We start from the raw sequence: 11,261 nt of genomic DNA, 5'->3' as shown, positions 1-11,261 counted from the left end.
TTAAAAGAAAAAGGCATTATCCAAAGTATGTCCCGCAAAGGAAACTGTCTGGATAATGCAGTAATAGAAAACTTCTTTGGAACTTTAAAATCTGAAATGTTCTATACTAAGAAATTTAAAACCATTGATGAGCTCAAAAAAGAAATAAAGAAGTATATCAATTATTACAATAATGACAGGATAAGACTTAATCTAAAAGGAAAGAGTCCGGTACAGTACCGAACTCTTTCATATAATAATATTGTTTAATTTTGTCTAAACTTTTGGGTGCAGTCTACTACAGAACGGATTTTTATGTTATCGGATTTTCGTTTTTTCAGATCCGTTTATTGCATTATACAGAGCTTCAAGTTCTTTTGGAGGATGGCCGCTGTCAAAAGTTGAAGAGGTATATTCCTTCCCACTGGAAGTGATAATAATGGAGGATGCCATTGCGCGGTCAGAATGTCTGCCGGTAGTTGGGGATGGAAGATCAGATATTCTGGATAAGTCAATGGTTTCAGCAAGATCGGAGATTGCTTTCCATTCACTGGAAGAAATCTTAATATTGGCTACCTCTTCATTGGTATTGGTGGTTTTTGAAGAAGGCGTAAAAACAATACTTCTGCTGAACCCCCTTGTTCTTTCTGTTAATTGAATCTGTTCAATTTTTTGCTGTTGGGTTGCTGTTGTAATATTGCTTGTATTATTTTGATTATTGTTTTTATGAATACAGCTGGTAGCAGATGTTGCTAAAATTATATTAAATAGGATCAATTGATGGATGTTCATTGTGTTTGGATTTAGGAGATAAAACAATAAAAAAACCGCTTCATTACCATGAAACGGTCTTTCTTTTTACAATAGAATAACGCCTTCTATTTTTGCTACTTCTTTATAAATATTCACAACCTGATTGGCATCTAAAACAAATGCATTGATATTGCAGGCTGTGTATTTTCCATTTTTGCTTTCGCGGTTTCCCAGTGTAAATTTAATACCGTCAAAAACTCTGTAAATTTCAGTAAGTTTTGCCTGGTCTGTAGGAATGATAAATTTAAATAAATAATCTTCCGGAAAATCATGATGATCATCCAGTTTCTCCCTCAAAGACTTGTAAAAATCTTCCGGGCTTGCGTGTTGATTTCCTTGTAATATATCCATCTGCAATTGTTAATATAATATAAATATAACGAAAAATTTCCTATTTTCCAAATGGTCCCAGAAGTGACTTTGAATTCTGATGTTCATAGTCTTCGATGATATTGAATAATCCGTTCACCAGTTGTTCAGAAGCGAGTTTGCTCAATCCTCCTGAGTTGACTGTGTTATTGTTCCCACCTAAAAGACTGCCCAGAAAATTGCTTCCCGATAATGCGGTATTAATGGTTTTTACAATTCCGTACTCATTCAGTTTTTCATCTACTTTAGGAGCAATGGCAGCAACGAGCTGTTGAGATGTTTTTTCTTTCAGAATCTGTGTAGCAGTAGTTCCCTGCATAATTCTCGTCACGTCCTGAGCATTCAGGCTGTTTACTGCGTCCTGTAAAATCGGTCTGGAAGTATTGACAGTATATGCGGCTGCCTGAGCGATATAATCTCTTTCTTTAGCAACCAGTGACGGTGCAATCTTTTCCAGGGTAGAATTGATATCTCTCAATTCTTTTGGAAGGGCCTTATCTACCATATTATTCTCAAGAAAGGCTTCTTTATTTCCATAGATACCCATTCCTTTGTCAATACCATTGAGCAGGATTCTTTTTATAATAGAAAGTCCCATATCGGAAGTGGCCAGTGTTGTGCAAGATTGAACACTGGTAGTAATGACAGCTCCGGTCCCGATGATAAGAGCGGCTGCAATGATATATTTTTTCATTGATTTTTTATTATTTACTTTCAAAATGCTTTGGTCAAAAAGCGCACCAAAGGTAATTACTATTCTTAATTTAACAAAATATTAAATTGAGTACATGTTTTGGTGAATTTTGTGTTAAAGAAAGTTGAATTATCGTTTAAAGATATGATGGATAAAGGATGGTTATTTTAAATATAAAATTATAAAATTTAAAGATCCGGCATTTTTTATTTAATAGAATCGGGTTATTTTTAAATGTTTAAGATAATTTAACATTGTTCGATATTTTTTATATTTTTGGCTAATGTCTTTTTTTGAGATTTTAAATAACTCCACTTAGACAGGTACGAAATTGAATTTATTGAATAAAATTGAAACTATATGAAACAAAGTAATTTAAAGTATTCATGTCTCATTGCTGTTTTGTACTTTGGTATGAACGTGAATGCACAGGTTACACCAGATTCTGCTAAAGTCCAGAAGATCGACGAAGTCGTGATGATTGGATATGGTAGCCGTAAAAAAGTAGATAATACAACAGCTATCAGTTCTATAAGCGCAGAGGAAGTAACCAGAACTAAAGTATTAAATGCGTCACAGGCTATTCAGGGGAAAGCTGCCGGAGTACAGGTAACTGCTTCCGATGCACCTGGGTCTACTCCTACAGTAATGATCAGAGGTCTGGGGACAGTATTGGGAGGGCGAACGCCTTTATTTGTAGTTGATGGAATATATACAGATAATATCAATAACATCAATTCAAATGATATTCTTACATATGATGTATTAAAAGATGCAGCAGCCTTAGCTATTTATGGTAACAGGGCCGCTAATGGGGTAATTATTATTACAACAAAGTCTGGTAAGGGAAAATTAAGTGTTTCCTATGATGGACTGGTAGGCTTCAGAAGTCCTTTAAAGACAGTTAAAATGGCTAATGCCTCTGAGTTTGCATCTTATAATAATGCCGGTAAAACAAGTACTTTCCTGAATCCTAATCAACCATATAACACAGATTGGTTCAAGGAAATTACCAGGACAGGGATTTACAATCAGCATAATATTTCTATTTCAGGATCATCTGAAGCTGCAAAATATTTCTTAAGCTTAGGAAATTATGAGGAGCAGTCTATTCTTAAAGGAACTAATTATAACAGAACAACTGTAAGAACAAATAATGAGTTCAGAATTTCTAAAGGAATCAGATTAGCTCAGACCTTGAGTGCTACTTTTACTAATGATACTCCTAAATCATTTGGTGCTTTTACCAATGCCTACAAACAGTCACCATTAGTTCCTGTATATTATCCGAATGGAAAATATGGCCAACCTATTTATGATGCCAACGGGAATATCAGTTATGTGGGAGGACGTTTTAATAATGTTGGAAACCCGGTAATGCAGCTTGCTTATGATAATCAAAGAGGAAAGAATTTCTTATTGCAGGGTGGGTTAAAATTAGATATTGATATTTATAAAGATCTGAAATTTACTTCTCAGTTTAGTGGTGAGTATAACAATTATAAATACTATAACTTTGTAAACTCCAAAGCTTTCTGGTTAGATAGTGATCCAACGAGAGTTGAAAGTGGCTATGATGCTTCCCTGCCTCTGACAAGATTAACCAATAAAAATCAAAATTATTATAACTGGGTACTCAATAACTATTTAACGTATACCAAGAAAATAGGCAATCATGATATCGAAATTGTAGCTGGTACAGAAGCTTCAGTCGCAAACGGTCTTGAAACTCTAGTGATCAATAGAAAGAATGTTCCCGTTTCACAAGACTACTGGAATCTGGATGGTGTAGATTACTATGGTAATTTATTTAGTGATAATACAACCAAAGCTATTGAATCTATAAAAGGAAACAGAAACACGACACTTTCTTATTTTGGAAGACTTCAGTATAAATTCATGAACCGTTATTTGTTGAGCGGAACAATCAGAAGAGATGGATCATCTCAGTTTGCTGAGGGACACAGATGGGGGACATTTCCATCATTTGGTGCTGGGTGGATCATCTCTGAAGAAAGCTTTATGCAGGATGGATTCTTTAACCTCCTAAAAATAAGAGGAGGATGGGGTAAATTGGGTAACCAGAGAGTTCCGTTAAATTATTTACCACTTTCATCAGGAGCAACTTATAATTACGGATTCGGAACATCAGCTGTAAGCAACGGAGTGACTGTGAATCAGGGATATGATCCGGATTTAGGATGGGAGGTGACTGAAGAAACTTCTTTGGGATTAGATTTTGCAATCCTGGATAAAAGATTATCTGGTAGCTTTGATGTTTATAACAGAAAAACCAATAATCTTATTCTAGGAGTTGTACCTTATCTTGCAACAGGTATTTCCGATGTAAATTATTCACACATGGGAAGTGTTGTTAATAAGGGAGCTGAGGTGAGTTTAAGCTGGGCAGATAAAGTAGGTGAAGATTTCAGTTATTCAATTGGGGCTAATTATTCTTACAATAAAAATAAACTTGCCAGAATTGATACCTCAAAACCGGTTTCTCAGATCGTTGGAGGAAATCTGGGGAACGGAGTGGATACAAAACTATTTAACGCTTCTGCAATAGGCTATGCTTTGGGAAGTTTTTATTTATATGAAACGGATGGTTATGACGCCAATGGTAACCTGAAATTTAAAGATCTGAACGGTAATGGTATTATGGATGGTGGAGACCGACGTTTCTTTGATTCCTATATACCAAAATCTACTTTAGGGGTAAATATTTCAATGTCTTATAAAAACTGGGACTTTGCGCTTAACGGATATGGCGCTTTTGGATTTAAAGTATATAATGGTAAAAAAGCTCAAAGAAATGGAGGAGAGAATGTTGAAGCTTCAGTTGCTAAAAATTTTTGGTCACCATCCAATACGAATGCAGCCAACCCTGTAAATCCTTCAAGTATCCCTGTAGCCTCTAATTTCTATTTGGAAAGTGGGGATTATTTTAGAATCAATAATATTTCGGTAGGATATACTTTTAAGAATGTAACGGATTATATGAAATCTATCAAGCTTTATGTGAGTGCAATCAATCCAATTGTATTCCAGAAGTATTCAGGATATTCCTCAGAATTATCAGGATATAATCCTGCAGATCCTACAGCAGAAGGAGATCCTTACAAACGTGCAGGGATAGAGCTGGATGCTTATCCTACTTTGAGGTCTTTTGTATTTGGTGTTAACCTAAATTTTTAAAAAATGAATAAGAAATATATCATAGCAGCTGCATTTTTAATTTTAGGAGCTGTTAACCAGAGTTGCAGCAATGACTTTATTGATGTTTCTCCTACAGAAAAAATTCCCGAAGCTGCTTTGGGTGAAATATACAATAATAATGAAGGAGCCAATAGTTTGGTAACTGCTATTTATGCTAAGTTCTTAGATTGGAACATGAGTACTTTTGCCTGGATTGGCGTGACATCCATCGTTTCAGATGATGCTGATAAAGGTTCCAGCCCGAGTGATTCAGGTTCTGATAAGGATGTTTTGGATGCACTGAATTTTAATGCGGCAACTCCATCATTCAAGGAGCTGTTTGCCTCCAATTACCAGGGCATTAACAGATGTAATCAGGCATTAAAATATCTTCCTCAGTTAGATAAAGCAGATTCTCAATTACGTCAGAGATTAACAGGAGAGGCCAAATTTTTAAGAGCATTTATGTATTTTACGCTGGTAAGATCTTTTGGAGGGGTTCCATTAGTAGATCACGTTCCTGTAACAGGAGTTGAAGCAGATAAACAAATGACGCTTACAAGAAAAAGCAAAGAAGAAATTTATGCATTCATAGAACAGGACCTTAAAGATGCTATAGCTGTTCTTCCTAATAAATCAGCTTATGGGGCGAGTGATGTAGGAAGAGCATCTGTTGGTGCAGCTCATGCTTTATTAGCTAAAGTGTATTTATATCAGAAGAAATGGCAGTTGGCTGTAGATGAGGCTAATTTGGTTACAGGATATTCATTAACTCCTGTTTTCCAGGATATCTATAAGGTTTCAGGAGAAAATAATGCTGAATCTATATTTGAAATTAATGGTACTGGGGGAACGGCAGGGAGAGCAATCCAACAGTATAGCCAGGTTCAGGGAGCCAGAGGTACTACAGGCTGGGGCTGGGGATTTGCTACACCTACCCAAAGTTTATATGACGCTTACTCTGCAACAGATTCCAGAAGAGATGCTACGATTATCCACAGAGACATGACTTTATATGATGGATATTATGTAGGTCCAAATACAGAAAATAAATTCTATAATTATAAAGCCTATTCATCAAATTATAGAGATCAGGCTTCAACAGACGTCAACATACGTTATCTGAGATATGCTGAAGTATTATTAATCAAAGCTGAAGCATTAAACGAATTAGGACAAACATCCGCGGCTATTCCTTTCCTGAACCAGGTAAGAAACAGAGCTAATATCGGAAATACTCCTGCTTCTTCTCAGGCAGACGTAAGATTGGATATCTGGAAACAAAGAAGACTGGAACTTGCTTTTGAGCATGACAGATGGTTTGATCTTGTAAGAACAGGACAGGCACAAGCTGCAATGGCAGCTGATGGTGGTAAAAAATTCACTGTTGGAAAACATGAATTATTCCCACTTCCACAAGATTTTATAATGGAAGCGGGTGGATTGTCAGTACAAAACCCAGGCTATTAAATTTAATCAATAAAACTTTAGAGGAGAATGAAAGTTCTCCTCTTCTTTTAGTTACAAACCCATAAAAAGAGATCTCATGAAAAGGAACGTATTATCAATGGCTATTACCTCTTTATTTTTAGTGTATTCCTGTAAAAATGCTCCCGTTGCCAAACCGGAAACCGGAAAAGCGGAAGTGGTAAAAAGCAATATCACAGATGAACAGCTTATGGATAGAGTACAGAAAGATGCTCTGAAATATTTCTGGGATTACGCAGAACCTAATTCAATGTTAGGCAGAGAGCGCTACCATGAAGACAATATCTATCCCGATAATGATAAACACGTCATTACTACAGGAGGCTCAGGATTTGGACTGGCAACTATTCTGGTAGGGGTGGAAAGAGGTTTTGTTCCAAGAAAAGAAGCTGTGAAAAGGCTCACTCATATCATGGATTTTCTGGCTAAAGCTGATCGTCACAAAGGAGCCTGGTCACATTGGATCAACGGGGAAACCGGAAAAACAGTTCCGTTCGGGAAAAAAGATAATGGTGGTGATCTTGTAGAAACAGCATTCCTGACTTCAGGAATACTGATGGTCCGTGAATATTTTAAAAACGGAAATGCAGAAGAAAAGGCCCTTGCAGCAAAATGTGATGAGCTGTGGAAAGGAATCCAATGGAACTGGTATACCAAAGGAGGACAGAAAGTTCTTTACTGGCACTGGTCACCGGAATATCAATGGGAAATGAATTTTCCTCTTGAAGGCTATAATGAATGCCTGATCACTTATATTTTAGCAGCATCTTCACCTACCTATTCCATTGATGCTGAAACCTACTATAAAGGCTGGACCAGAAATGGAACCTATCTTACAGACAAAACAAAATATGGGCTACCCCTGTATGTAAAACACAATTATGCTGAAGAATATGGCGGACCGCTGTTCTGGGCACAATATTCATATATCGGGCTGGATCCGACCGGATTATCTGATAAGCTCGTAAAAAACTACTTTGAAGTCAATAAAAATCAAACCCTTATCGACTATAAATACTGTGTTGAAAACCCAAAACAATGGAAAGGATACGGACCTAACTATTGGGGATTGACAGCCGGTTACACAAGAAATGAAGATGGCAGTACAGGATACACTGCTCATATGCCATCGAATGATAACGGCGTGATAACCCCTACAGCTGCTTTGAGCAGTTTCCCATATACCCCAAAAGAATCCATGGCTTTCCTGAGATTCATTTATACTCAAAAACCTGAATTTATAGGATCTGCAGGCCCCTATGATGCTACGTCTATCCATTACAACAACTGGTTCACCCCAAGATACCTGGCGATAGACCAGGGAACCATTGCCCCTATGATTGAAAACTACAGATCAGGATTTCTTTGGAAGCTCTTTATGAATGCCCCGGAAATTCAGCAGGGATTAAAAAAACTAAGCTTCCAGTCAGCCAAATATGGACTCAAGTAAATTCAATAAAAACGGACCATTATCCTGAGCCTGGTCGAAGGAAGCCCGTTTAAAAATAAAAAGATTCAAATCCATGGCTTTAGCCAAAACCTAATCATATGAAATTAAAACTGAAACATCTCCCGCTTTTACTGCTGCCACTTTCATTACAGATGAATGCGCAGGAGATAAAAGCAGAACTCAATAAAGAAATTAAAAGACAGGAGAAAATGTCCTACATTCTGGATTATCCGCAGAATGTTAAAGGAAATGTACCATTAATGATTTTCCTCCATGGCTCAGGAGAACGTGGAACTAATCTTGATATGGTAAAAGCTCACAGTCCGTTTACCTATAAAAGCCTGATCAAAGAACCTGTGGCCATTTTAGCACCCCAATGCCCCGAAGGAATGTGGTGGGATACCGTTACGGTCTATAATCTGATCAAAGAAATTCAGAAAAAATATAAAATAGATGCTTCCCGTATCTATCTTACAGGACTTTCAATGGGAGGATGGGGAACTTTGAAGTTAGCCATGGAGCATCCGGAAATGTTTGCAGCAGTAGCTTCAGTCTGTGCCCCTACCGATCAGGTTATGACAGCCAATATCAACCGGTTTAAAGATTTGAATATGAAAATCTTTCATGGCGGGATGGATGATATTGTATTACCGGAGAACGCTTTTAAATTTTATCAGAAGCTGCACCCGGTAAATCCATCAGCAGAATTGGTTATCTTTCCGAATGATAATCATAATTCATGGGATTCAACGTATTCAGATCCTGCGCTGTATGAATGGATGCTGTCGAAAAAGAAAGTAAAGTAACCGACACACAATGATTGAAAGATAAACTCATCAAATTAAAGCAAAAAATATAAAACAATAATTTAAGAAGATAGATTTATGAAAAAGTTAATTGTAATTGCCACTTTAGCATTGGCTCCTGTATTTTCCGCACAGGAAATGGTAATGAAGCCCGTTCAGTCTTATCAGACAGCTCAGTATCAGGCTAAAAAGAAAGCTTTTGTAGACAATCTTTTATCTAAAATGACATTGGATGAAAAGATCGGGCAAATGAATTTACCAAGTTCTGGTGACTTTACCACAGGTCTGGCTAAAAGTTCAGATATAGGTAAAAAAGTTGAACAGGGATTAGTAGGTGGACTATTCAATATAAAAGGTGCTGAGAAAATCAAAGCTGTTCAGAAAGTAGCGGTAGAAAACAGCCGTCTGAAAATTCCTTTGATTTTTGGGATGGATGTCATTCACGGTTATGAAACTACTTTCCCTATTCCTTTGGGGTTGGCTGCCTCATGGGATATGAATCTTATTCAGCAGTCTGCAAAAGTTGCAGCCCGAGAAGCTGCTTCTGATGGTATCAACTGGACATTCTCCCCAATGGTGGATATTTCACGTGAGCCAAGATGGGGCAGGGTATCTGAAGGTTCAGGTGAAGATCCGTATCTGGGAAGTGAAATCGCAAAAAACATGGTGTATGGTTATCAGGGGAAAGACCTGGCAAACGGAACCAATATCTTGGCCTGCGTAAAACACTTTGCATTATATGGTGCCGGAGAATCAGGAAGAGATTATAATACAGTTGATATGAGCCATATAAGAATGTTCAACGAATATTTTCCTCCTTACAAAGCAGCTGTTGATGCTGGTGTAGCTTCTGTTATGGCTTCTTTCAATGAAGTGGATGGAGTGCCTGCAACAGGAAACAGATGGCTTCAGACCGAAGTGCTGAGAAATCAATGGAAGTTTAAAGGTTTTGTGGTAACGGATTATACAGGTATCAATGAAATGGTAGACCATGGTATGGGAGATCTTCAGCAGGTTTCTGCGTTAGCATTAAAGGCTGGTGTTGATATGGATATGGTAGGGGAAGGCTTTTTAACAACATTAAAAAAATCTCTTGCAGAAGGAAAAGTGACACAGGCTGAAATTGATATGGCAGCAAGAAGAATTCTTGAAGCAAAATATGACCTTGGTTTGTTTGACAATCCTTATAAACACGGAGATGCAAAATTGGCTGCAAAAGAAGTATACAGTCTGGAAAACAGAAATATTGCCAGAAATGCTGCTGCCCAGTCAATGGTGTTAATGAAAAATGAGAACCAGGTACTCCCTTTGAAAAAATCAGGAACTGTTGCGGTCATCGGACCATTGGTCAATAATTCATTAAACATGGCCGGAACGTGGAGCGTCGCTGCAAAACATGATAAAGCGGTGAATCTGATGCAGGGTCTTCAGGCAAACTATGGAAAAGATGTAAAGTTTCTTTCTGCTAAAGGTGCCAATATTGATTATGATGCTAAATTAGAAGATATTTATGCAGCTCACGGCAAAAAAACAGACAGAGATAACCGTTCTAAAGAAGAATTGTTAAAAGAAGCTGTAGAGGTTGCCAACAAAGCCGATGTAATTGTTCTTGCGATCGGAGAATCTGCGGAAATGAGTGGTGAATCTTCTTCAAGAACAGAAATTACCATTCCTCAGTCTCAGGTTGATTTATTAAATGAATTAAAGAAAACAGGAAAGCCAATTGCAATGGTTCTTTTCACAGGCCGTCCGCTGGCTTTAACCAATGTAAAAGATACTCCGGATGCTATTCTGAATGCATGGTTTGCTGGATCTGAAGCCGGAAATGCAATTGCAGATGTTCTGTTTGGAAAAGTAAACCCTTCAGGAAAACTTCCGATGACATTCCCAAGAAGCCTTGGGCAGGTGCCAATTTATTATAATGCTAAAAATACAGGCCGCCCATTAAGTCAGGAACTTACTGATAAATGTGAATACCAGAGATTCCGTTCCAATTATATGGATGAGTGCAATACCCCTTTATATGCTTTCGGATATGGATTGAGCTATACGAAATTCAATTATTCTGACATAGCAGTTTCCAGTACGAATCCAAAAGGAAATCAGACGGTTCAGGCCTCTGTTACAGTAACCAATACCGGAAATTATGACGGGGCTGAAGTCGTTCAGCTGTATATCAGAGATATGGTGGGAAGCATTACAAGGCCGTTAAAAGAATTAAAAGGCTTCCAGAAAGTATTTTTGAAGAAGGGAGAATCTAAAAAAGTAACTTTCGATATCACTCCTGAAAACCTGAAGTTCTACAATGGAGAATTGAAATATGACTGGGAACCAGGTGAATTTGATATTATGATCGGAACAAGTTCTGATAACGTTCAGCATTCTAAAATTAACTGGACAAAATAGGATAAGTTACTCACAGAAATGTGTATTATGTGTTTTTTGGCATGATTTTTAATAATAC

9 protein-coding genes are annotated in these 11,261 nt (G+C 37.4%); 6 read left to right on the top strand and 3 right to left on the bottom strand.

Annotated features, from left to right (window positions below; all coding sequences use genetic code 11):
* On the top strand, positions 1 to 249 hold a 249-nt coding region (locus CRS_RS23260), incomplete at its 5' end, for an IS3 family transposase (RefSeq protein WP_142726334.1).
* Positions 250 to 297: 48 nt separating this feature from the next.
* On the opposite strand, the gene CRS_RS23255 is transcribed toward CRS_RS23260, so the two are convergent.
* The 3 genes from CRS_RS23255 to CRS_RS23245 form a co-directional block, all read right to left on the bottom strand.
* Complete coding sequence (locus CRS_RS23255; protein ID WP_142726333.1) at positions 298 to 771, bottom strand: hypothetical protein; 474 nt, start codon at positions 769 to 771, stop codon at positions 298 to 300.
* A 66-nt stretch (positions 772 to 837) separates the two neighbouring features.
* Entirely contained in the window at positions 838 to 1,143 is a 306-nt protein-coding gene (locus CRS_RS23250) for a DUF493 family protein (protein ID WP_142726332.1), read from the bottom strand.
* 40 nt (positions 1,144 to 1,183) lie between these two features.
* Entirely contained in the window at positions 1,184 to 1,855 is a 672-nt protein-coding gene (locus CRS_RS23245) for a DUF4197 family protein (RefSeq protein ID WP_142726331.1), read from the bottom strand.
* Positions 1,856 to 2,215: 360 nt separating this feature from the next.
* On the opposite strand from CRS_RS23245, the gene CRS_RS23240 reads away from it, so the two are divergent.
* The 5 genes from CRS_RS23240 (at position 2,216) to bglX (ending at position 11,203) form a co-directional block, all read left to right on the top strand.
* Positions 2,216 to 5,053 carry a SusC/RagA family TonB-linked outer membrane protein gene (locus tag CRS_RS23240; RefSeq protein WP_142726330.1) on the top strand — a complete coding sequence of 946 codons (2,838 nt, stop codon included), beginning with the start codon at positions 2,216 to 2,218 and terminating at the stop codon, positions 5,051 to 5,053.
* A gap of 3 nt (positions 5,054 to 5,056) precedes the next feature.
* Positions 5,057 to 6,523, top strand: coding sequence for a RagB/SusD family nutrient uptake outer membrane protein (locus tag CRS_RS23235; protein WP_142726329.1), 1,467 nt, complete (start codon positions 5,057 to 5,059; stop codon positions 6,521 to 6,523).
* Between the two features lie 76 nt (positions 6,524 to 6,599).
* Positions 6,600 to 7,991 (top strand): glucoamylase family protein, encoded by a 1,392-nt coding sequence (locus CRS_RS23230; protein ID WP_142726328.1) that lies wholly within the window; start codon positions 6,600 to 6,602, stop codon positions 7,989 to 7,991.
* Between the two features lie 98 nt (positions 7,992 to 8,089).
* Positions 8,090 to 8,797: a prolyl oligopeptidase family serine peptidase gene (locus CRS_RS23225; protein ID WP_142726327.1), complete on the top strand. Its 708-nt coding sequence runs from the start codon at positions 8,090 to 8,092 to the stop codon at positions 8,795 to 8,797.
* A 78-nt stretch (positions 8,798 to 8,875) separates the two neighbouring features.
* Positions 8,876 to 11,203, top strand: a complete 2,328-nt coding sequence (gene bglX, locus CRS_RS23220) for a beta-glucosidase BglX (RefSeq protein WP_142726326.1) — start codon at positions 8,876 to 8,878, stop codon at positions 11,201 to 11,203.
* The last annotated feature ends 58 nt before the right edge of the window (positions 11,204 to 11,261 follow it).

This window comes from Chryseobacterium sp. ON_d1 (assembly GCF_006829085.1).
Lineage (GTDB): Bacteria > Bacteroidota > Bacteroidia > Flavobacteriales > Weeksellaceae > Chryseobacterium.
This window is presented reverse-complemented; position numbering and strand designations above follow the sequence as displayed.

Coding starts and splice junctions, on each gene's coding strand:
- CRS_RS23230 (WP_142726328.1), top strand. CDS start 6,600: ATGAAAAGGAACGTATTATCAATGGCTATTACCTCTTTATTTTTAGTG.
- CRS_RS23235 (WP_142726329.1), top strand. CDS start 5,057: ATGAATAAGAAATATATCATAGCAGCTGCATTTTTAATTTTAGGAGCT.
- CRS_RS23245 (WP_142726331.1), bottom strand. CDS start 1,855: ATGAAAAAATATATCATTGCAGCCGCTCTTATCATCGGGACCGGAGCT.
- CRS_RS23240 (WP_142726330.1), top strand. CDS start 2,216: ATGAAACAAAGTAATTTAAAGTATTCATGTCTCATTGCTGTTTTGTAC.
- CRS_RS23250 (WP_142726332.1), bottom strand. CDS start 1,143: ATGGATATATTACAAGGAAATCAACACGCAAGCCCGGAAGATTTTTAC.
- CRS_RS23255 (WP_142726333.1), bottom strand. CDS start 771: ATGAACATCCATCAATTGATCCTATTTAATATAATTTTAGCAACATCT.
- CRS_RS23225 (WP_142726327.1), top strand. CDS start 8,090: ATGAAATTAAAACTGAAACATCTCCCGCTTTTACTGCTGCCACTTTCA.
- bglX (WP_142726326.1), top strand. CDS start 8,876: ATGAAAAAGTTAATTGTAATTGCCACTTTAGCATTGGCTCCTGTATTT.